The organism is Streptomyces tibetensis (assembly GCF_040647715.1).
In the GTDB taxonomy this organism is placed as follows: domain Bacteria; phylum Actinomycetota; class Actinomycetes; order Streptomycetales; family Streptomycetaceae; genus Streptomyces; species Streptomyces tibetensis_A.
Map to the genome: position 1 here is coordinate 749458 of NZ_JBEZCR010000001.1, position 22001 is coordinate 771458.

Annotated in this window: 17 protein-coding genes and 1 pseudogene; 13 read left to right on the top strand and 5 right to left on the bottom strand. The window is 70.2% G+C overall.

The features are described 5' to 3' along the window. The first annotated feature begins 119 nt into the window (after nucleotides 1-119). Together AB0B29_RS03355 and AB0B29_RS03360 are read left to right on the top strand one after the other, a co-directional pair. Complete coding sequence (locus AB0B29_RS03355) at nucleotides 120-1619, top strand: helix-turn-helix domain-containing protein (RefSeq protein ID WP_362233288.1); 1500 nt, start codon at nucleotides 120-122, stop codon at nucleotides 1617-1619. 164 nt (nucleotides 1620-1783) lie between these two features. Continuing rightward, on the top strand, nucleotides 1784-2572 hold the full coding sequence (locus AB0B29_RS03360) for a phosphatase (protein ID WP_362233291.1): 789 nt from the start codon (nucleotides 1784-1786) through the stop codon (nucleotides 2570-2572). On the opposite strand, the gene AB0B29_RS03365 is transcribed toward AB0B29_RS03360, so the two are convergent. The 3 genes from AB0B29_RS03365 to AB0B29_RS03375 all read right to left on the bottom strand — a co-directional run bounded on the left by AB0B29_RS03365 (nucleotide 2565) and on the right by AB0B29_RS03375 (nucleotide 5434). After that, nucleotides 2565-3446 (bottom strand): acyl-CoA thioesterase, encoded by an 882-nt coding sequence (locus AB0B29_RS03365; RefSeq protein ID WP_362233294.1) that lies wholly within the window; start codon nucleotides 3444-3446, stop codon nucleotides 2565-2567. The two genes, AB0B29_RS03360 and AB0B29_RS03365, sit on opposite strands and share 8 nt — an antisense overlap. A gap of 35 nt (nucleotides 3447-3481) precedes the next feature. Then, a complete protein-coding gene (locus AB0B29_RS03370) occupies nucleotides 3482-4639 on the bottom strand; it encodes an acyl-CoA dehydrogenase family protein (RefSeq protein ID WP_102912870.1) in 1158 nt (385 codons plus the stop codon). A 174-nt stretch (nucleotides 4640-4813) separates the two neighbouring features. Then, on the bottom strand, nucleotides 4814-5434 hold the full coding sequence (locus AB0B29_RS03375; protein ID WP_362233297.1) for an SACE_7040 family transcriptional regulator: 621 nt from the start codon (nucleotides 5432-5434) through the stop codon (nucleotides 4814-4816). A gap of 87 nt (nucleotides 5435-5521) precedes the next feature. On the opposite strand from AB0B29_RS03375, the gene AB0B29_RS03380 reads away from it, so the two are divergent. Genes AB0B29_RS03380 through AB0B29_RS03395 form a run of 4 tightly spaced genes read left to right on the top strand, consistent with a single transcriptional unit; the run spans nucleotide 5522 to nucleotide 11182 of the window. After that, nucleotides 5522-7138 (top strand): carboxyl transferase domain-containing protein, encoded by a 1617-nt coding sequence (locus AB0B29_RS03380; RefSeq protein ID WP_362233299.1) that lies wholly within the window; start codon nucleotides 5522-5524, stop codon nucleotides 7136-7138. Between the two features lie 14 nt (nucleotides 7139-7152). Beyond that, nucleotides 7153-9069, top strand: a complete 1917-nt coding sequence (locus AB0B29_RS03385; RefSeq protein WP_362233302.1) for an acetyl/propionyl/methylcrotonyl-CoA carboxylase subunit alpha — start codon at nucleotides 7153-7155, stop codon at nucleotides 9067-9069. Next, nucleotides 9066-10016: a hydroxymethylglutaryl-CoA lyase gene (locus tag AB0B29_RS03390; RefSeq protein WP_362233305.1), complete on the top strand. Its 951-nt coding sequence runs from the start codon at nucleotides 9066-9068 to the stop codon at nucleotides 10014-10016. The genes AB0B29_RS03385 and AB0B29_RS03390 overlap by 4 nt, the downstream gene beginning before the upstream one ends. 5 nt (nucleotides 10017-10021) lie before the next feature. Further along, complete coding sequence (locus AB0B29_RS03395; RefSeq protein WP_362233309.1) at nucleotides 10022-11182, top strand: acyl-CoA dehydrogenase family protein; 1161 nt, start codon at nucleotides 10022-10024, stop codon at nucleotides 11180-11182. A 113-nt stretch (nucleotides 11183-11295) separates the two neighbouring features. On the opposite strand, the gene AB0B29_RS03400 is transcribed toward AB0B29_RS03395, so the two are convergent. Both AB0B29_RS03400 and AB0B29_RS03405 read right to left on the bottom strand, forming a co-directional pair. Beyond that, entirely contained in the window at nucleotides 11296-11661 is a 366-nt protein-coding gene (locus tag AB0B29_RS03400) for an Imm53 family immunity protein (RefSeq protein ID WP_362233311.1), read from the bottom strand. Nucleotides 11662-11908: 247 nt separating this feature from the next. After that, nucleotides 11909-13573 (bottom strand): annotated as a pseudogene (locus tag AB0B29_RS03405) (polymorphic toxin-type HINT domain-containing protein); the annotation flags it as partial. A gap of 46 nt (nucleotides 13574-13619) precedes the next feature. On the opposite strand from AB0B29_RS03405, the gene AB0B29_RS03410 reads away from it, so the two are divergent. The 7 genes from AB0B29_RS03410 (at nucleotide 13620) to AB0B29_RS03440 (ending at nucleotide 21944) form a co-directional block, all read left to right on the top strand. Further along, nucleotides 13620-14474, top strand: coding sequence for a hypothetical protein (locus AB0B29_RS03410; protein ID WP_436845785.1), 855 nt, complete (start codon nucleotides 13620-13622; stop codon nucleotides 14472-14474). A gap of 198 nt (nucleotides 14475-14672) precedes the next feature. Then, a complete protein-coding gene (locus AB0B29_RS03415; RefSeq protein ID WP_362233320.1) occupies nucleotides 14673-15716 on the top strand; it encodes an ABC transporter substrate-binding protein in 1044 nt (347 codons plus the stop codon). Nucleotides 15717-15890: 174 nt separating this feature from the next. Next, the gene (locus tag AB0B29_RS03420) at nucleotides 15891-16745 is read left to right on the top strand and encodes a siderophore-interacting protein (RefSeq protein WP_362233323.1); all 855 of its coding nucleotides are present in this window, start codon (nucleotides 15891-15893) and stop codon (nucleotides 16743-16745) included. 157 nt (nucleotides 16746-16902) lie between these two features. Continuing rightward, the gene (desA, locus tag AB0B29_RS03425; RefSeq protein WP_362233325.1) at nucleotides 16903-18369 is read left to right on the top strand and encodes a lysine decarboxylase DesA; all 1467 of its coding nucleotides are present in this window, start codon (nucleotides 16903-16905) and stop codon (nucleotides 18367-18369) included. Beyond that, entirely contained in the window at nucleotides 18353-19630 is a 1278-nt protein-coding gene (locus AB0B29_RS03430) for a lysine N(6)-hydroxylase/L-ornithine N(5)-oxygenase family protein (RefSeq protein WP_362233328.1), read from the top strand. Before desA ends, AB0B29_RS03430 begins: the two co-directional genes overlap by 17 nt. Beyond that, entirely contained in the window at nucleotides 19627-20178 is a 552-nt protein-coding gene (locus tag AB0B29_RS03435; RefSeq protein WP_362233331.1) for a GNAT family N-acetyltransferase, read from the top strand. The genes AB0B29_RS03430 and AB0B29_RS03435 overlap by 4 nt, the downstream gene beginning before the upstream one ends. Continuing rightward, nucleotides 20175-21944, top strand: coding sequence for an IucA/IucC family protein (locus AB0B29_RS03440; RefSeq protein WP_362233333.1), 1770 nt, complete (start codon nucleotides 20175-20177; stop codon nucleotides 21942-21944). The genes AB0B29_RS03435 and AB0B29_RS03440 overlap by 4 nt, the downstream gene beginning before the upstream one ends. The last annotated feature ends 57 nt before the right edge of the window (nucleotides 21945-22001 follow it).

Genomic DNA, 22001 nt, shown 5'->3' on the forward strand with positions numbered 1-22001 from the left:
GCCTCCTTCGATCGGTGTCGCCGGCGGGTGACGAGGACTGACCTTAGGTGGCCGGAAAGCGACTGCGAAGTGTACGTTTCATCCATTCGAGCCGGTGCCGGATGGAGGGAACGCACACCATGCCGGATCCGGCGGTTCCGCCCACCCCGCCCGTCCCGCTGACCGCGCTGCTGGCCCGCGAGGACCTGGGCCTGCGACAGCTCGCGGGGCCGCCCGCCGAGGACGTCGTCGTCCACTGGGTGCACACCTCGGAGATGGCGGACCCCTACCCCTATCTGCTGGGCGGGGAGCTGCTGCTCAGCGCCGGGGTGCACATCCCGGAGGCGGCGGGCCCGGAGACCTCCTACTCGGGACCGGAGACCTCCTACTTCGGCGACTACGTCTCCCGGATCGTGGCGGCGGGCGGCGCGGCCCTCGGCTTCGGCGTGGCGCCCGTGCACGACACGGTGCCGGAAGGGCTGGTCGCGGCCTGCGCCTCGCACGGCCTGCCACTGCTGGAGGTGCCGCCCCGGACCACCTTCTCGGGCGTGGCCCGCGCGGTCTGGCAGCTCATGGCCCGGGCCCGCCTCGCCGAGCTCCGGCACGTCACCGAGGCCCAGCAGAGCCTCGCCGCCGCCGCGTCCCGCCCCGACCCGGTCCCGTCGGTGCTCCGGCAACTCGCGGGGCGACTGGGCGGCTGGGCCGTGCTGTACGGCCCGGAGGGCACGGAGATCGCGGGAGCCGGCCGGGAGCCCGGGGACGAGGTGCGGACGGCACTGACCCGGCTGGCGACGGTGGTACGGCCGACCCGGGCGGCGGGGGCGCCCGCCCCCTCCTCCGCCACCGACTCCGTCGCCGGTCTGCACCTGGCCGCCTACAGCCTGGGGGCCGGGCACGGGTTCGTGCTCGGCGTCGTCACCGCGCAGCGGACCCCCGGCGACCACACCGTCGCCTCCGTCGCGGCCGTCCTGCTGTCGCTGCTCACCGGCGAGCAGCAGAGCGGCACCGGGGCCGCCCGCTCCTCCGCGCTGGTGCGGCTGCTGCTGGGCGCGCCGCCCGAGGAGGTCGCGGGGTTGCTGGGCGACGGGCCGTGGCTCGTGGTGCACGCCCGGCCGGACGGGGACGGCGCCGCCGACCCCGTCGCGGCCTCCGCGCTGGGTGCCGCGCTCGGGTCCGCCCTGGTCGACCCGGCGGGCGACGCCGTACGCGTCCTGGTCCCGGCCGGCCGGGCACCGGACCCGCTGCCCGGCTGGACCCTGGGCGTCAGCGCCGCCGTCGCCCCGCACGACTGGCCCACCGCCGACACCCAGGCCGCCCGCGCCCTGGCCCGGGCCCGCGCCACCCGCTCCCCGCTGCAGCGGCACAGCGCCCGCCCCGCCCTCGCCGACCTGGTCCCCTCCGAGGAGGCGGCGGTCCACGCCCGTGCCGTCCTCGCCCCCGTCACGGCCCACCCCGCGCTCACCGAGACCCTGCGCACCTGGCTGTCCCTGCACGGCAGCTGGGACCGCACGGCCGTCGCCCTGTCCGTGCACCGCAACACCGTGCGGCAGCGCGTCGCCCGCTGCGCGGCCCTGCTGGAGACGGACCTCGACGACCCGGACGTCCGGATGGAACTCTGGTTCGCGCTGCGGCACGTGTGAGTGGCGACGGCCGACAGCCGCGGCACCGTCTGGCCAGCCACGGCACGTGCGGGCGGCTACGGCGCGTCTGAGTACGTGAGCGGGGCCGCGCTGAGTACGTGACGCACGTCCCAGCGCTCGATACGCCAGGGACGCCCCCGGTCGGCTGCCTCACAATGGATGCCATGCCGATATCCGGGACACCCAGCCGCGCCGAACTCGTCGAACACCTCGTCAGGACGCGCATCGCGGGCGACGTCGCCACCCCCCGCGAGAACAACCTCTCCCACTACCGCAAGCTGGCGAACAGCGACCGCCACTACTGGCTCGGACTGGAACTCGGCGACCGCTGGAACGACGAGCAGGACGTCCTCGCGGTGATGGCGGAACGGGTCGGCGTGAACGACGACCCCGAATACCGGTACGGCCAGGACACCATCGACCCGGAGCTGACCGTCGACGGCCTGGAGCGGATGGCCGGGCGGCTGCGCAAGGCGGCGGACGGGCAGCAGCGCGTCCTCTTCGCCACCGGCCACCCCGGCGGCCTCCTCGACGTACACCGCGCGACCGCGTCGGCGCTGCGCGCGGCCGGCTGCGAGATCGTCGTCATCCCGGACGGGCTGACGACCGAGGAGGGCTACGTCATGCAGTTCGCAGACGTGGCGGTCCTGGAGCACGGTGCGACCTTGTGGCACACCCACTCGGGCGAACCGATGAAGGCGATCCTGACGGCCTTGGAGCGCGCGGGCCGCCCGCTGCCCGACCTGGTCGTCGCCGACCACGGCTGGGCCGGCTACGCGGGACAGCACGGCGTGGACTCCGTCGGATACGCCGACTGCAACGACCCGGCCCTCTTCATCGCCGAGGCCGAGGGCACCGTGCAGGTGACGGTTCCCCTCGACGACCACGTGATCAGCCCCCGCCACTACGACCCGATGACGGCGTACCTGCTCGCGCAGGCGGGCCTCAGCTAGAACCCCGCTCGCGCGGGACGCGGACCACGCCCTCCTGGATCACGGTGATGGCGAGCTGTCCGTCCTGCGTGTAGATCCGCGCCTGCCCCAGTCCCCGGCCGCCGTGCGCGGACGGGGACTCCTGGTCGTACAGCAGCCACTCGTCGGCGCGGAACGGCCGGTGGAACCACATGGCGTGGTCGAGCGAGGCCCCGACGACGTCCCCGACGGCCCAGCCACCGCGCCCGTGCGCGAGCAGCACGGAGTCGAGCAGCGTCATGTCGGAGACGTAGGTGGCGAGGACGACGTGCAGCAGCGGATCGTCCGCGAGCTTGCCGTTGGTGCGGAACCACACCTGCGAGTGCGGCTCGCGCGGCTCGCCGAACCGGCCGTAGGGCGGCTCGTCGACGTAGCGGAGATCGACCGCGGCCCGGGCCTCGAGGAACTTCTCCACCACGACGGGGTCGAGATGCCCGTACCCGCGCAGCCGCTCCTCACCGGTCGGCAGCGTCACGGGATCGGGCGCGGCCGGCATCGGCTCCTGGTGATCCAGCCCGTCCTCGTGCACCTGGAACGATGCCGAGAGGTGGAAGATCGGTTTGCCGTGCTGGACGGCGACCACCCTGCGGGTGGTGAAGGAGCGGCCGTCGCGGATCCGGTCGACGGTGTAGACGATGGGCGCGCCGGGGTCGCCGGGGCGCAGGAAGTACGCGTGCAGCGAGTGCGCGGGCCGGTCCTCGGGGACCGTGCGCCCGGCGGCGACGAGCGCCTGGGCCGCGACCTGCCCGCCGAAGACCCGGGGGACGACGGCGGACCGGGACCGGCCGCGGAAGATGTCCTCCTCGATCTGCTCGAGGTCGAGCAGATCGAGGAGGCTCTCAAGTGCATTGCTCATGGCAACTGTTGTACCGGCCAATGACTACGGTCGGCTTACAGGCCCATGTTCTTCGCGATGATGGACTTCATGATCTCGCTGGTGCCGCCGTAGATGCGGTTGACGCGGTTGTCCGCGTACAGGCGGGCGATGGGGTACTCGTTCATGAAGCCGTAGCCGCCGTGCAGCTGGAGGCAGCGGTCGATGACGCGGTGGGCGACCTCGGTGCAGAACAGCTTCGCGGAGGCGGCCTCGGCGGGGGTGAGCTCACCGGCGTCGAGGGCCTCGGTCGCGCGGTCGGCGACGGCCTCGGCGGCGTCCACCTCGGCCTGGCAGGCGGCCAGTTCGAACTTGGTGTTCTGGAAGGAGGCGACCGTCTTGCCGAAGACGGTGCGGTCCTGGACGTACTGCTTGGCGAACCGCACGGCGGCCTTGGCCTGGGCGTAGGCGCCGAACGCGATGCCCCAGCGCTCGGAGGCCAGGTTGTGGCCGAGGTAGTAGAAGCCCTTGTTCTCCTCGCCGAGGAGGTCCTCGACGGGGACCTTGACGTCGACGAACGCCAGCTCGGCGGTGTCGGAGGTCTTCAGGCCGAGCTTGTCGAGCTTGCGGCCGACGGAGTAGCCCTCGGACTTGGTGTCCACGGCGAAGAGGGAGATGCCGTGGCGGCGGTCCTCGGCGGTCGGGGCGGAGGTACGGGCGCAGACGATCATGCGGTCGGCGTGGACGCCGCCGGTGATGAAGGTCTTGGCGCCGTTGAGGACGTAGTGCGTGCCGTCCTCGGAGAGCTTGGCGGTGGACTTCATGCCCGCGAGGTCGGAACCGGTGCCCGGCTCCGTCATCGCGATGGCCCACATCTCCTCGCCGGAGACGAACTTCGGCAGGAACCGCTTCTTCTGCTCGTCGGTGGCGAGCATCTTGATGTAGGGCAGGGCCAGCAGCACATGCACGCCGGAGCCGCCGAACGCGACGCCCGCGCGAGCGGTCTCCTCGTACAGCACGGCTTCGAACTTGTGGCTGTCCAGGCCCGCACCGCCGAACTCCTCGGGCACGTTGATGCCGAAGATGCCCAGCTCACCGAGCTTGTAGTAGAAGTCGCGGGGCGCCTGGCCCGCCGCGAACCACTCGTCGTACACGGGTACGACCTCGGCCTCGATGAAGGCGCGAAGGGTCTCCCGGAACGCCTCGTGATCCTCGTTGAACACCGTACGGCGCACGCCGCCACCTCCAGGACTCCGCATGTCTAAGCGCTTGCTCAGTCAAAGATACCGGCGAGTATCGACGACCGTCCAGGGAGGGGGTGGGGAGACGCTCGTCACGCCGGTGGGGCGGGGGGCGGCCTCCTGGCCGACAGTTCCGGGCGGGCGGGTGGTTGGGTGGGCAAAGGCCCCCTAAACCCCCGCCGCAGCAAACGCCCCCCGAGCCATCCGATGCAACAACTCCGCCGTGGCCCCCCGCCCCGGCAACGCCCCGCCCCTCCCCAGGTGCGGAGTCGAGTTCAGCAACCCGAACACCGAGTGCACCGCCGACCGGGCCGCCGGCTCCCCCAGCCCCGGGTACACCTCCCGCACGACCCCCACCCACAGCTCCACGTACTGCCGCTGCAGCTGCCGCACCATCTTCCGGTCGCTGTCCCGGAGGCGATCCAGCTCCCGGTCGTGCAGGGTGATCAGAGGCCGGTCATCGAGCGCGAAGTCGATATGCCCCTCGATCAGCGAGTCGAGGACCACCTCAGCCCTCGCACCCCCGTCCGCACCACCGTCCGCCTCCGCCTCCGCGTCCGCCAGCCTCCGCTTCGCCCCCGTCAGCAACTGTCCACTGATCCCCACCAGCAGCTCCGCGAGCATCGCGTCCTTGCCCGCGAAGTGCCGGTACAGCCCGGGTCCGCTGATCCCGACCGCGGCACCTATCTCGTCGACTCCGACCCCGTGGAAGCCCCGCTCCGCGAACAGCCGCGCGGCCTCCCTGAGGATCTGCTCACGGCGGGTGGGGGCGTCGGTTCTGGTGGCCATGAAATCAATTCTAGACAGGGAGGTTAGCGGTCGTTAACCTGAAGGAAATGCGTTAACGCTCATTAACAAGGTGAGGGGACCCGCAGGATGCACGAGGCACCGGAGCTCACGAGCGCGGCAGACCCCGCGTCGGAGGCCTTTCGGGCCAACGAGGAGGCGCACCACGCCCTCGTCGAGGAGCTGCGCACCAAGCTCGCCGCCGCCGCACAGGGCGGCGGCGAGAAGGCCCGCGCGCGCCACACCGCGCGCGGCAAGCTGCTCCCCCGCGACCGCGTCGACACCCTCCTCGACCCGGGCTCGCCGTTCCTGGAGCTGGCCCCGCTCGCGGCCGACGGGATGTACGAGGGCCAGGCCCCGGCCGCCGGCGTCATCGCCGGCATCGGCAGGGTCAGCGGCCGCGAGACGGTGGTCATCGCCAACGACGCCACGGTCAAGGGCGGCACCTACTACCCGATGACCGTGAAGAAGCACCTCCGCGCCCAGGAGGTCGCCCTCGACAACCGCCTCCCCTGCGTCTACCTGGTGGACTCCGGCGGCGCCTTCCTCCCCATGCAGGACGAGGTCTTCCCCGACCGGGACCACTTCGGCCGCATCTTCTACAACCAGGCCCGCATGTCCGGCGCCGGCATCCCCCAGATCGCCGCCGTCCTCGGCTCGTGCACGGCCGGTGGGGCGTACGTCCCGGCGATGAGCGACGAAGCGGTGATCGTCCGCAACCAGGGCACGATCTTCCTGGGCGGCCCGCCCCTGGTGAAGGCGGCCACCGGCGAGGTCGTCACGGCGGAGGAGCTCGGCGGTGGCGAGGTCCACTCCCGGGTCTCGGGTGTCACGGACCACCTCGCTGAGAACGACGCGCACGCCCTGCGCATCGTCCGCACGATCGTCTCCACGCTCCCCTCCCGAGGCCCGCTCCCCTGGGAGGTCACGGAGGCGACGGAACCCAAGGTCGACCCGCACGGCCTCTACGGCGCGGTCCCGGTCGACTCCCGCACCCCCTACGACGTGCGCGAGATCATCGCCCGCGTCGTCGACGGCTCCCGCTTCGCCGAGTTCAAGTCCGAGTTCGGCCAGACCTTGGTCACGGGCTTCGCCCGGATCCACGGCCACCCGGTGGGCATCGTCGCCAACAACGGCATCCTGTTCTCCGAGTCCGCCCAGAAGGGCGCCCACTTCATCGAGCTGTGCGACCAGCGCGGCATCCCGCTGGTCTTCCTCCAGAACATCTCGGGCTTCATGGTCGGCAAGGACTACGAGGCGGGCGGCATCGCCAAGCACGGCGCCAAGATGGTCACGGCGGTGGCCTGCACGCGCGTGCCGAAACTGACGGTCGTGGTCGGCGGCTCCTACGGCGCGGGCAACTACTCGATGTGCGGCAGGGCGTACTCCCCCCGCTTCCTGTGGATGTGGCCGAACGCCAAGATCTCGGTCATGGGCGGCGAGCAGGCGGCCTCGGTCCTGGCGACCGTCAAGCGGGACCAGCTGGAGGGGCGCGGCGAGTCCTGGCCGGCGGAGGACGAGGACGCCTTCAAGGCCCCGATCCGCGCCCAGTACGAGCGCCAGGGCAACGCCTACTACGCGTCGGCCCGCCTCTGGGACGACGGTGTCATCGACCCGATGGACACCCGTCAGGTGCTGGGCCTGGCCCTGACCGCCTGCGCCAACGCGCCCCTGGGTGACCCCCAGTTCGGCGTCTTCCGGATGTGAGGGGACGGACGACGATGTTCGAGACAGTGCTGGTGGCCAACCGGGGCGAGATCGCCGTACGCGTCATCCGGACGCTGCGGTCGATGGGCGTGCGCTCGGTGGCCGTCTTCTCCGACGCGGACGCCGACGCCCGGCACGTCCGCGAGGCCGACACGGCGGTGCGGATCGGCCCGGCTCCCGCGTCCGAGAGCTACCTGTCGGTGGAGCGCCTGCTGGAGGCGGCGGCCCGCACGGGCGCGCAGGCCGTCCACCCCGGCTACGGCTTCCTCGCGGAGAACGCGGCCTTCGCGCGCGCGTGCGCCGAGGCGGGCCTGGTCTTCATCGGCCCCCCGGCGGACGCGATCGCGCTCATGGGCGACAAGATCCGCGCCAAGGAGACGGTCCAGCAGGCCGGGGTGCCGGTCGTGCCGGGCGGACGCGACCCGGACCTGGCCGAGGCGGCCCGCGCGCTGGGCGCACCCGTCCTGCTGAAGCCCAGCGCGGGCGGCGGCGGCAAGGGCATGCGCCTGGTGCGGGATCTGACGCGGCTGGAGGACGAGATCGCGTCGGCCCGCCGCGAGGCCCGGGCCTCCTTCGGCGACGACACGCTCCTCGTGGAGCGCTGGATCGACCGCCCCCGCCACATCGAGATCCAGGTCCTGGCGGACGGCCATGGGCACGTGGTCCACCTCGGGGAGCGCGAGTGCTCCCTCCAGCGCCGCCACCAGAAGATCATCGAGGAGGCGCCGAGCGTGCTCCTCGACGAGGGGACGCGCGCCGCGATGGGCGAGGCGGCGGTCCAGGCGGCCCGCTCGTGCGGTTACCGGGGCGCGGGCACGGTGGAGTTCATCGTCCCCGGCGGCGACCCGTCGTCGTACTACTTCATGGAGATGAACACCCGCCTCCAGGTGGAGCACCCGGTCACGGAGCTGATCACGGGCCTGGACCTGGTGGAGTGGCAGCTGCGCGTGGCGGCCGGGGAGCCCCTCGGCTTCACCCAGACGGACGTACGGCTGACCGGTCACGCGGTGGAGGCCCGCATCTGCGCCGAGGACCCGGCCCGCGGCTTCCTCCCCTCCGGCGGCACGGTCCTGAGGCTGCGTGAGCCGCAGGGCGACGGCGTCCGCACCGACTCGGGCCTCACCGAGGGCACGGAGGTCGGCAGCCTCTACGACCCGATGCTCTCCAAGGTCATCGCGTACGGCCCGGACCGTGCGACGGCCCTGCGCAAGCTCCGGGCGGCCCTGGCGGAGACGGTGACGCTCGGCGTGCAGACGAACGCCGGTTTCCTGCGCCGTCTGCTCGCCCACCCGGCGGTCGTCTCCGGCGACATGGACACGGGCCTGGTCGAGCGCGAGGTCGAGTCACTGGTTGCCACGGACGTACCGGAGGAGGTGTACGAGGCGGCTGCGGCCGTACGTATGGAGGCCCTGAAGCCCGAGCCGGGCGGCTGGACGGATCCCTTCTCGGTGCCCAGCGGCTGGCGTCTGGGCGGCGCACCGAAGCCGCCGGTCTTCCCCTTGCGGGTCCAGGAGCCCCTGGAGCACACCCCGCGCGGCACGGCCACGGTCACCGCCGACCGGGTCTGCGTCACGCTGGACGGCGTCCGGCACACCTTCCACCGCGCCGCCGACTGGCTCGGCCGTGACGGCGACGCCTGGCACGTACGCGACCACGACCCGGTCGCCGCGTCGCTCACCCGCGCCGCCCACGGGGGCGCCGACTCGCTGACCGCCCCGATGCCCGGCACGGTGACGGTGGTGAAGGTCGCGGTCGGCGACGAGGTGAGTGCCGGTCAGAGCCTGCTGGTGGTGGAGGCGATGAAGATGGAGCACGTCATCTCCGCGCCGCACGCCGGAAAGGTCACCGAACTGGACGTGGCCCCCGGCACCACGGTCGCCATGGACCAGGTGCTGGCGGTCATCGCACCGCACGAGGAGGCGGCGGAATGACAGTCCCAGGGCTTCCGATGGTCGTCCCGAGCAGGGACCTGCCCACCCGGGTCCGCATCCACGAGGTCGGCGCCCGGGACGGTCTGCAGAACGAGAAGGCGACGGTCCCCACGGAGGTCAAGGCGCGGTTCGTCCACCGCCTGGCCGAGGCCGGCCTGACGACGATCGAGGCGACGAGCTTCGTGCACCCCAAGTGGGTGCCCCAGCTGGCGGACGCCGAGCAGCTGTTCCCGATGGTCGCCGACCTGCCCGTCGCGCTCCCGGTCCTGGTCCCGAACGAGCGCGGTCTGGACCGCGCGCTGGCGCTGGGCGCCCGCCGGGTCGCCGTCTTCGCCAGCGCCACGGAGTCCTTCGCCAAGGCCAACCTCAACCGCACGGTGGACGAGGCGCTGGCGATGTTCGAGCCGGTGGTGGCCCGCGCCAAGGCCGATGCGGTCCACGTCCGCGGCTACCTCTCGATGTGCTTCGGCGACCCGTGGGAGGGCGGGGTCCCGATCGCCCAGGTGGTGCGGGTCTGCCGCGCCCTGCTGGACATGGGCTGCGACGAGCTGAGCCTGGGCGACACGATCGGCGTGGCCACTCCCGGCCACGTGGTGGCACTCCTCGCAGCCCTGGACGAAGCGGGCGTCCCACCGGCCACCCTCGCGGTCCACTTCCACGACACCTACGGCCAGGCCCTGGCCAACACCCTCGCGGCGCTCCAGCAGGGCGTCACGACGATCGACGCGTCCGCAGGCGGCCTGGGCGGCTGCCCGTACGCGAAGTCGGCGACCGGCAACCTGGCCACCGAAGACCTCGTGTGGATGCTGCGGGGCCTCGGCATCGACACCGGAATCGACCTCGGCCGCCTCGTCGCCACCAGCGCGTGGATGGCCGCCCACCTGGGCCGACCCAGCCCGTCCCGCACCGTCCGAGCCCTGTCCCACGAGGACACCGAGGAGCACTGATCACGATGGACTACCGTCTCTCCCCCGAGCTGGAGGAACTACGCCGTACGGTCGAGGAGTTCGCGCACGAGGTGGTGGCGCCGAAGATCGGCGACTTCTACGAGCGGCACGAGTTCCCTTACGAGATCGTCCGCGAGATGGGCCGCATGGGCCTGTTCGGCCTGCCGTTCCCCGAGGAGTACGGCGGCATGGGCGGTGACTACCTGGCCCTCGGCGTGGCCCTGGAGGAGCTGGCGCGGGTCGACTCCTCGATCGCCATCACCCTGGAGGCCGGCGTCTCGCTGGGCGCGATGCCGATCCACCTCTACGGCACCGAGGCGCAGAAGCAGGAGTGGCTTCCTCGCCTCTGCTCGGGCGAGCTTCTGGGCGCGTTCGGCCTGACGGAGCCGGACGGCGGCAGCGACGCGGGCGCGACCCGCACGACGGCCCGCCTGGACGCCGCCACGAACGAGTGGGTGATCAACGGCACCAAGTGCTTCATCACCAACTCGGGGACGGACATCACGGGCGTGGTGACGGTCACGGCGGTCACGGGCCGCAAGCCCGACGGCAGGCCGCAGATCTCCTCGATCATCGTGCCGTCCGGCACGCCCGGCTTCACCGTGGCGGCCCCGTACTCGAAGGTCGGCTGGAACGCCTCGGACACCCGCGAATTGTCCTTCACGGACGTCCGCGTCCCCGCGGCGAACCTCCTGGGCGAGGAGGGCCGCGGCTACGCCCAGTTCCTGCGCATCCTCGACGAGGGCCGCATCGCCATCGCGGCCCTGGCGACGGGCCTGGCGCAGGGCTGCGTCGACGAGTCGGTCAAGTACGCCAAGGAACGCCACGCCTTCGGCAAGCCGATCGCCGCCAACCAGGCCATCCAGTTCAAGATCGCGGACATGGAGATGAAGGCCCACACGGCCCGCCTCGCCTGGCGCGACGCGGCGGCCCGCCTGGTGTCCGGAGCCCCCTTCAAGAAGGAAGCGGCCCTGGCGAAACTCCACTCGTCCACGGTCGCGGTGGACAACGCCCGAGAGGCCACCCAGATCCACGGCGGCTACGGCTTCATGAATGAATACCCGGTCGCCCGCATGTGGCGAGACTCCAAGATCCTGGAAATCGGCGAGGGCACGAGCGAGGTGCAGCGGATGCTGATCGCGCGGGAGTTGGGGTTGGTGGGCTGAGCAACGCCGAAGGACCTGCACCGGCCATGGCGCAGGCCGACGGCAGCCGTGCACGGCCCAAGAGCAGGGGTTCTTCCCGCACCTGGTGCGGGAAGACCCCCTGCTCTTTCACTTCACTTGCTCGACTCTTCCGCCTCACCAACAGCGGCGCCCTCGGCCACCTCTTCGAAGAGAGCATCCACGTCACGGAGTGACATGGGACCACAGGCCGCCTGGAAGACCTTTCCGTCGCTCCAGGCGATCATCCATCCTCCGTCGGAGAGATCGTGCCTTTCGCGAGGCACGACGACACCTTCCAAGTCCGTTTCGCTCACATCGATCCGAATGTGCCACCCAGGATTATCCGTAGTGGCCATTCTGATGCCGAACTCGTGCTCCCATTCGCCGTCGCAGTTGGATGCGTACCACGACTGGATATAACGGATACCCCGGCCCCCATCAGGAGCAGCCGAGGGGCTTCTCCCAGTCTTGCGGCGCACGCGCGTCACCCCCGTTCGGAAGATTGATGTGAGGTGTTTCCACTACGGTACCGTCCGCGTTCGTATGCGCGGGCCCTTCAAGGTCAAACCTCTTTACGAGTTCGAAAGGAGCTGGATTCCGCGGGTTGGACTGCGGTGCCCACTCTGCATACTTCTTGATCTGCCCCGTTCCACCGTGACGCACGAACGTGGTGTGAGGACCTTCGGCATCGTAATTAGGCCGCTGCCCAGGCTTTCGCCCTCCCATGTTGTGCACGAGAAGACTTCTGTCACCTGCCACAACATAGTAGGTGTGCAGATCACGGACGGTGAGGTTGTGAACCGTAGCCAGACCCGTCGTCCACCGTTTCACGGAAGCGACCTGCACACGCGAGCCCGCGCCAGTTCGCAGCCACTCCCCCGCCTTCAGATCAGTGGCGTCGACCCACTCCCGCAGCTCAGGCACCCAGAACGGATGGCCATCAGTCGCCGTGACCGAAGCCGTCTTCGAGCCCCTCTTGCCGTCTATGTCCACTGTGACCTTGACCAGGTGCTTGAGGCCCCGGCCCTTGATCTCGGCTGTGACCGTCTCGACCCTCGTCTCGCCCGTCTCCGGGTCGGTCGCCAAGACCTTGTCGCCGATGTCGACGTCCTTGATCGGTTTTGTCGAACCGTCGGCCATCAACACCTTGGTACCGGGCGTGAAGCTGTTGCCCACCTTGCAGGTAATGGCCTCCGTCGCCTCGTCCGCCGCCTTGCTGCTCTTGCGCCAGTCCTGGAAGCTGTCCCACAGCCTGCGGCTCAGGCCTCCGATGCGCTTGATCAAGGCCCAGGCCTTGTCCAGCTTGTTCCAGTACTTCGCCGCCAGCCGTGACAGCGGTCCGCCGGCGACGAGTGACGACACCACGTTGAGTGCCGTGGCTCCGCAGGAGCCCAACGCGCCCGTGGTGAAGCAGTCCAGCGCGTCCGTGATGCCCAGCTCGTCCGCGACGATCTTCGCCAGTTCCTTGGCGACGGCGATCGCCCGCTGCTTTGCCGCGTCCGCCTGTGCCCTCTGCTGGCGCGCCCGGTGTTGCGCCGGCGACTCCTTCGGCTTCTTGACCCCGTAGTACGTGTAGTACGTGTCGGTCGCCTTGACCTCCCACCCGCCGTCACGCTCCAGGGTGCAGGTGATGCCGACGTTCACGCAGTCGTCGGGCTTGAGGCCGCTCGGGTCGGAGAAGGTGACCGGGTTGTTGTTGCTGTACGAGTAGCCGTTGATCTGCTGGGGGTCGGTGTAGTCGATGATCGGGTCCGCCGAAATGAAGCGGCCCGTGTCGGAGTCGTATTCGCGTGCCCCGAGAGTGGTCAGGCCCGTGGACTTCTGGACCGTGCCGCCGACGAAGCCCTTGTCGCTCACCCAGGCACGAGACGAGGACGTCGACGTGGACTCGTCACGCGGGTTACCGAAGGGGTCGGTGCGGCGGCGCGTCGTCTCGCCCGTCTTGGCGTTGATCGCCAGTTGGGCCGTCCCCTGGTGGTCCGACGCCAGGAAGTGGACACCGGACGCATCGCGCATGGCGATCTGCATGGCGCCGAACGCGTAGTAACGAGTCGTCGTCACCTTGGACGTCGACTTGTCCAGGTGCAGCTCCATGCCCGGCAGGTAGAACGTCTTCTCCTTGGAGGTGTCCCGCAGGATCCGCTCGCCCGACGCGTCGTACGTGTACTGCGTCGCCGTGCCGTCGGCGTTGGTGACCTTGGTCAGCTCACCCTGCTTGTCCCAGTCCAGGGACTGGGTGTCCCCGTTGAGAACACGGGTCTTGGTGTTGCCGGTCACGTCGTAGGTGTAGGTGTCCTGAGCTGTGACCTCGGGCGTCGTGCTCGTGGCCGCCGTCTTCTCCACGACCGAAGACAGTGTGTGCGGACCGGAGTTCGTGCCGTTGGGACCGGAACTCGGGGTACGGCACCGGGTGACCCGCGCCGAACTGCACGGCACCGTGCTGCATCTTGCCGGACACGGTTACCTGCACCGCGTCGCCACCGAAGACGTGTCCACCGAGCTGGTGCTGCGCGAGCGGGACAGCGGGACCGAGCACCGGCTTGCCGTCACGCACACGGCGACACCCGGGCTGGGCGAGGAAGAGGACGAAGGGCGGTACTGCTACGACACGGCCGGTTTCGAGGCCGCCGTCGACATCACCACCGCCGCCGACGGCGAACCCCTGCCCGACGGCCTCTGGGACGTCTTCCTCGCCGTCGGCGCCCAGGGGGTGTCCCGCGAGGTCCGGATCGGCAGCCGGAGACACAGAGAGGTCTCCGGCGCTCCGGCGACGCACCTCGTGGGCAGTGGTGAGGCGCTCCGGGCCGTGACGCTCTACGCCACCAGACCCCACGGCAACTTCACGCTCGACATCGGCGAGCGCAAGCACGAGGTCCTGCCCCACTTGAGTCTCGACGGCGTCCGGTGGGCTCCCGGCTCCCCCGCGGAACTGGAGGTGACCGGTCGCTGCACACTCGCCGCCCTCCCCGACGGCGCTCTCACCGTCCACCTGGCGGACGACAGCGGCAGGACCGCCGTCTTCGCCGCCGGCCCCGGCTCACCAGCCGGTGGCCCCTTCACCGTGCGCGCGCCGGTCACCGCGCTCACGGCCGGAACGTGGACGGGACGACTGCGCCTCGGGCCGTGGGCGCTGAGCCTGCCACCGCTTCCCCACGATCTTCCGCCCGCCAAGTGGCGCCGCCGTGGCCTCCCTTGGTACGCGAAACCGGCGCCCAGTCGCGGTCAGGACTTCGTGCTGCAGGTCGCCCGCACCGATCTGGTCCGAGCCGTGACCGGCCGTTTCACGTCGTAGGGGACGCGCCGAGCGGAACCTCAGCCCCCTCGTGACTCGGATCACTGCGCGCCTTCGCATCCCCACCATCACCCCTGGGCACACATCCCCCGACCCCCTGGACAAGATCTCAGGTTAGGCTAACCTAAGGTCGATCTCAGCCACGGGGCTGTCGGCCCTGCCCGCAGTGGCTCCGTACGCACGAAAGCAGACCCAGTCATGTCGAACGCCAGAACCGCCCGTTTCTCCCGCCGCGGCCTGCTCGCCGCCGGTGGTGCTCTCGGGCTCGGCGCCCTCGTGACCGCGTGTGGCAGTGAGGACTCCAAGGACAGCGGCTCGGGCGCGAAGGGTGCCGCGGGGTCCGGCCCCTGGTCCTTCAAGGACGACCGCGGCAAGACCGTGAGCCTGGACCACGTCCCCACGAAGATCGTCGCGTTCACCGGCGTCGCCGCCGCCCTGTACGACTACGGCATCGAGGTCAAGGGCGTCTTCGGCCCGACCAAGACCAAGGACGGCAAGGCCGACGTCCAGGCCGGCGACATGGACGTCAGCAAGCTGACCGTCTTCGGCAACCGCTTCGACCAGTTCAACGTCGAGCAGTACGCGGCCTTCCAGCCCGAGGTGCTCCTCACCACCACCTTCGACGCCGCCGGCTCCCTCTGGTACGTCCCCGAGGCGTCCAAGGACAAGATCGCCAAGCTCGCCCCGAGCGTTGCGATCTCGGTCTTCGACCGTCAGCTGCCCAAGCCGCTGCAGCGCATGGCCGAGCTCGCCGAGTCCCTCGGCGCCGACCTGAAGGCCGCGAAGGCCGTCGAGGCGAAGAAGCGTTTCGAGGCCGCCTCCGAGCGGCTGCGCAAGGCCGCCAAGTCGCGCCCCGAGATCAAGGTGCTGGCCGGCTCCGCCTCGGACGCCATCTTCTACGTCTCGGGCTCCAACTTCTCCATCGACCTGGAGTACTTCAAGGCCCTCGGCGTGAACCTCGTCGAGCCCCCGGAGAAGGCCAAGAAGGCCAACGGCGGCTGGTTCGAGAACCTCAGCTGGGAGAACGTCGACAAGTACCCGGCCGACATCATCATGATGGACGACCGCGCCTCGACCATCCAGCCGGCCGACATCACCGAGGCGACCTGGAAGAAGCTCCCCGCGGTCAAGGCCGGCCAGGTCATCGCGCGTTCGCCCGAGCCGATCCTGTCGTACGACAAGTGCACGCCCCTGGTCGAGAACCTCGCCAAGGCGATCGAGAGCGCGAAGAAGGTCTCCTGACGCGCCACCCGCGGAGCGCTCGAGGAGGCGTCGCGGGCGCGGGCCGGATGCGGCCGGCCGCGCCCGCGCGGCGGAGCCATGTGTCGACACGGCCCCGCACTGATGGCCGCCCGGCCCGCCGGTCTCGCCCCCTGAGTGCCTCCACTCACCCCTGACGACGAATCAGGAGTCACCATGACGACCGCCGTAGCCGCCCCGTTCCGTTTCTTCTCCCTCCAGGTCCTGCGGACGAGGCGGCTCGGGCCGTCCCTGGTCCGTGTCACCTTCGGCGGGCCCGATCTGCACGCCTTCCACTCCGACGGGCGCGACCAGTCCCTGTCGCTGTTCCTGCCGCACCCGGGTCAGCCCGAGCCGGTCGTCCCGCTCGAACTCGGGGACGGCTGGTGGCAGGGCTGGCGTGAACTCCCGGACGACGTACGGGCCGTGATGCGCTCCTACACCCTGCGCGACCTGCGCCGGGACCCGGACGAGATCGACATCGACTTCGCCCTGCACGGCATCGGACCGGGCGCCTGCGTCCAGGCCGGCCCGGCCTCCCGCTGGGCCGCCCGGGCCACCGCCGGGGACCGGGTCCTGCTGCTCGGCCCGGCCATCGCCGACAACCGGGCGATCCGGTTCCGGCCGCCCGGGGACACCGACCTCGTCGTCGTCTGGGGCGACGAGACCGCCGTGCCCGCCGCCTCCGCCATCGTCGAGTCGCTTCCCGCCGGCACCCGCGCCCGGGTCTGGCTGGAGGTCCCGCACGCCGACGACATCCAGGACCTGGCGACCGAGGCCGACGCCGAGATCACCTGGCTGGTGAGGGAGGAGGGGAGCGCCGAGGGCTCCCCCATGGCCCTCGACGCCCTCCGCAACGCCCCGCTGCCATCCGCCGAGCGGCCGTACGTCTGGATCGCCGGCGAGTCGGGGTGCGTGAAGGAGCTGCGCCGGCACTTCGTGCGCGAGCTCGGGATCGACCGCCGCAGGGTGACGTTCGTCGGCTACTGGCGGCGTGGTGTGAGCGAGGAACAGTTGCGGGCGGAGGCATGACCGCGGCTCACCGGCACTGACGTGACAGGAGTGACCACCGTCACGGCAGGGGCTGCCCACTCCTCGATCAACTTAGGTTAGGCTTACCTAAGTTCTGGACGCCGGAGACCAGCCCACCCCGTCCCACACCGGACTGTCCCCACCGGAGGACCCCCACATGCGCTCGCACCTGCTCAACGACACCACCGCGGAGCAGTACCGCCGCTCCGTGACCGACGGAGTCGAGCGGGTGGCCGCCAAACTCGCCGCCACCGAACGGCCGTTCACCGGCATCAGCGTCGACGCCCTCTCCCCCCGCATCGACGAGATCGACCTCGACCAGCCGCTGCACGACACCTCCGCGGTGCTCGACGAGCTGGAGGACGTCTACCTCCGGGACGCGATCTACTTCCACCACCCCCGCTACCTGGCCCATCTGAACTGCCCGGTCGTCATCCCGGCCGTGCTCGGCGAGGCCGTCCTGTCCGCCGTGAACTCCTCCCTCGACACCTGGGACCAGTCGGCCGGCGGCACGCTCATCGAGCGGAAACTGATCGACTGGACGACCGAGCGCATCGGCCTCGGCCCCGCCGCCGACGGCGTGTTCACCTCCGGCGGCACCCAGTCCAACCTCCAGGCGCTGCTGCTCGCCCGCGAGGAGGCCAAGCCGGGGCGGAACGGGTGGGAAGGTCCTGCCGGCCTCGCCGACCTGCGCATCTTCGCCTCCGAGGTCAGCCACTTCAGCGTGAAGAAGTCCGCGAAACTCCTCGGGCTCGGCCCGGACGCCGTGGTCTCCATACCCGTCGACCACGACAAGCGCATGCAGACCGTCGCGCTCGCCCGCGAGCTGGAGCGCTGCACGAAGGACGGCCTCGTCCCCATGGCCGTCGTCGCCACCGCCGGCACCACCGACTTCGGCTCCATCGACCCGCTGCCCGAGATCGCCGAGCTGTGCGAGCAGTTCGGCACCTGGATGCACGTCGACGCCGCCTACGGCTGCGGCCTGCTGGCCTCCCTGAAGCACCGGGACCGCATCAGCGGCATCGAGCGCGCCGACTCGGTCACCGTCGACTACCACAAGTCCTTCTTCCAGCCGGTGAGTTCCTCGGCCGTGCTCGTGCGGGACGCCGCCACGCTGCGCCACGCCACCTACCACGCCGAGTACCTCAACCCGCGGCGCATGGTGGAGGAGCGCATCCCCAACCAGGTCGACAAGTCCCTGCAGACCACCCGACGCTTCGACGCCCTGAAGCTGTGGATGACCCTGCGGACCATGGGCGCCGACGGCATCGGTCAGCTCTTCGACGAGGTGTGCGAACTGGCCCGGGAGGGCTGGCGCCTGCTGGCCGCCGACCCGCGCTTCGACGTCGTCGTGGAGCCGAGCCTGTCCACGCTGGTCTTCCGGTACATCCCGGTGGCCGTCACCGACCCCGCCGAGATCGACCGCGCCAACTTCTACGCCCGCAAGGCCCTGTTCGCCTCCGGTGACGCCATCGTCGCGGGCACCAAGGTCGGCGGCCGCCACTACCTGAAGTTCACCCTGCTCAACCCCGAGACGCAGGCGTCCGACATCGCCGCCGTCCTCGACCTGATCGCCGGCCACGCCGAGCAGTACCTGGGAGAGTCCCTTGACCGCGCGTCCTGAACACCCCGCCACACCCCATGACTTCGTGGGCATCGGGCTCGGCCCCTTCAACCTCGGCCTGGCCTGCCTGACCGAGCCGATCGACCAGCTCGACGGCGTCTTCCTGGAGTCGAAGCCCGACTTCGAGTGGCACGCCGGCATGTTCCTGGACGGCGCCCACCTCCAGACCCCGTTCATGTCGGACCTGGTCACCCTCGCCGATCCGACGTCCCCGTACTCCTTCCTGAACTACCTGAAGGAGAAGGGCCGGCTGTACTCGTTCTACATCCGCGAGAACTTCTACCCGCTGCGTGTCGAGTACGACGACTACTGCCGCTGGGCCGCGAACAAACTGAGCAGCATCCGCTTCGGCACGACGGTGGCGGAGGTGACGTACGAGGACGAGCTGTACGTCGTGCGGACCACCGCCGGGGACACCTACCGGGCCCGTCACCTGGTCCTCGGCACCGGCACCCCGCCCCACATACCCGAGGCCTGCCAGGGCCTGGGCGGCGACTTCCTCCACAACTCCCGCTACCTGGACAACAAGGCGGAGCTGCAGAAGAAGGACTCGATCACGCTGGTCGGCTCGGGCCAGTCGGCCGCCGAGATCTACCACGACCTGCTCGGCGAGATCGACGTCCACGGCTACCGGCTGAACTGGGTCACCCGCTCGCCGCGCTTCTTCCCGCTGGAGTACACCAAGCTCACGCTGGAGATGACGTCCCCCGAGTACGTCGACTACTTCCGCGAGCTGCCCGAGGCGACCCGCTACCGCCTCACGGCCGAGCAGAAGGGCCTGTTCAAGGGCATCGACGGCGACCTCATCAACGAGATCTTCGACCTGCTCTACCAGAAGAACCTCGGCGGCCCCGTCCCCACCCGGCTGCTCACCAACTCCTCACTGCGCAGCGCCCGGTACGACAACGGCACCTACACGCTCGGCTTCCGCCAGGAGGAGCAGGGCAAGGACTTCGAGCTTCAGTCGCAGGGCCTGGTCCTGGCGACCGGCTACAAGTACGCCGAGCCGGAGTTCCTGGCCCCCGTCAAGGACCGCCTGGTCTACGACTCGCAGGGCAACTTCGACGTCGCCCGCAACTACGCGATCGACGTCACCGGCCGGGGGATCTTCCTGCAGAACGCGGGGGTCCACACGCACAGCATCACCAGCCCGGACCTCGGCATGGGCCCCTACCGGAACGCGTACATCATCCGTGAGCTGCTCGGCAGCGAGTACTACCCGGTGGAGAAGACGATCGCCTTCCAGGAGTTCGCCGTATGAGCGCCGCCACCGGTATCGGAACGCTCACCGTCCGCCCGCTCGACCCGCTGAAGGACGCCGAGCTGCTGCACTCCTGGGTCACCCACCCCAAGGCGGCCTACTGGATGATGCAGGACGCCGACCTCCAGGACGTCGAGCGCGAGTACATGCGGATCGCCGCGCACGAGCACCACGACGCCTTCATCGGCCTGCACGAGGGCCGGCCGGCGTTCCTGATGGAGAAGTACGACCCCCGGTACGTGGAGCTGGTCGGCCTGTACGACCCGGAGCCCGGCGACGTCGGCATGCACTTCCTGGTCGCGCCGACCGACCGGCCGATCCACGGCTTCACCAGGGCCGTCATCACCACCGTGATGGACGAGCTGTTCGCCGACCCGCGCACCCGCCGGGTCGTGGTGGAGCCCGACGTCGACAACAAGGCAGTACACGCGTTGAACGAGACCGTCGGCTTCGTGGCCGAGCGCGAGATCGACAAGCCGGAGAAGCGCGCGCTGCTCAGCTTCTGCACCCGCGCACAGTTCCTGGCCGCCCGAGGAGTAGCCGTATGACCCTGTCCGACGCCGTGGCGCACCTGTCCCCCCACCGCTGGGCGCGGGCCAACCGCCTCCTGATCCGCAAGGCCCTCGCCGAGTTCGCGCACGAGCGGCTGATCACCCCCGAGCAGGACGGTCAGGGTTACGTCGTCCGCAGCGACGACGGCCTGACGAGCTACCGCTTCACCGCGACCCGCCGGGCCCTGGACCACTGGCAGGTCGACGCCGAGTCGATCACCCGCCACCGGGACGGCACCGAACTCGAGCTCGCCGCGCTGGACTTCTTCATCGAACTGCGGAAGTCCCTGGGCCTGAGCGACGACATCCTGCCGGTCTACCTGGAGGAGATCTCCTCCACGCTGTCCGGCACCTGCTACAAGCTCGCCAAGCCGAGGACCACGGCGGCCGAACTGGCCCGCGGCGACTTCCAGGCCATCGAGACGGGGATGACCGAGGGCCACCCCTGCTTCGTCGCCAACAACGGCCGGCTCGGCTTCGGCATCCACGAGTACCTGTCGTACGCGCCGGAGACCGCGAGCCCGGTCCGCCTGGTCTGGCTCGCCGCCCACCGCTCGCGCGCCGCGTTCACGGCCGGTGTCGGCATCGAGTACGAGTCGTTCCTGCGCGGGGAACTCGGCGCCGAGACCGTCGACCGCTTCCACGGTGTCCTGCGCGATCAGGACCTGGACCCCGCCGACTACCTGCTGATCCCGGTCCACCCCTGGCAGTGGTGGAACAAGCTCAGCGTCACCTTCGCCGCCGAGGTGGCCCGCCGGCACCTGGTGTGCCTGGGTGAGGGCGACGACGAGTACCTCGCCCAGCAGTCCATCCGGACCTTCTTCAACCGCACCAGCCCCGAGAAGCACTACGTCAAAACAGCCCTGTCGGTCATCAACATGGGCTTCATGCGGGGCCTGTCGGCGGCCTACATGGAGGCCACCCCGGCGATCAACGACTGGCTGGCCCGGCTCATCGAGGGCGACCCGGTGCTCAAGGCCACCGGCCTGTCGATCATCCGGGAGCGGGCGGCCGTCGGCTACCGGCACCTGGAGTACGAGCAGGCGACGGACCGCTACTCGCCGTACCGCAAGATGCTCGCCGCGCTGTGGCGGGAGAGCCCGGTGCCGTCCCTGGACGAGGGCGAGTCCCTGGCCACCATGGCGTCCCTGGTGCACGTCGACCACGAGGGCGCGTCCGTCGCGGGCGCACTGATCGAGCGGTCGGGCCTCACCCCGAAGGAGTGGCTGCGCCGCTACCTCCAGGCCTACTTCACGCCCCTCCTGCACAGCTTCTACGCCTACGACCTGGTGTTCATGCCACACGGCGAGAACGTCATCCTGGTGCTGAAGGACGGGGTCGTGCAGCGCGCGATCTACAAGGACATCGCCGAGGAGATCGCGGTCATGGACCCGGACGCGGTGCTGCCGCCCACGGTCGAGCGGCTGCGTGTGGAGGTCCCGGAGGACAAGAAACTCCTGTCGATCTTCACGGACGTCTTCGACTGCTTCTTCCGCTTCCTCGCGGCGAACCTCGCCTCGGAGGGCATCCTGGAGGAGGCCGACTTCTGGCGCACGGTCGCGGAGGTCACCCGCGCTTACCAGGAGTCGACGCCCGAACTCGCCGACAGGTTCAAGCAGTACGACATGTTCGCCCCCGAGTTCGCCCTCTCCTGCCTCAACCGCCTCCAACTCCGCAACAACGAACAGATGGTGGACCTGTCGGACCCGTCGGGCGCCCTCCAGCTGGTGGGCAACCTGAGGAACCCGATCGCGGACTTCTGACCACCCCACATGCAGACGGACACCCCGGAGTACGGTCCTCCGGGGTGCCCGTCATCG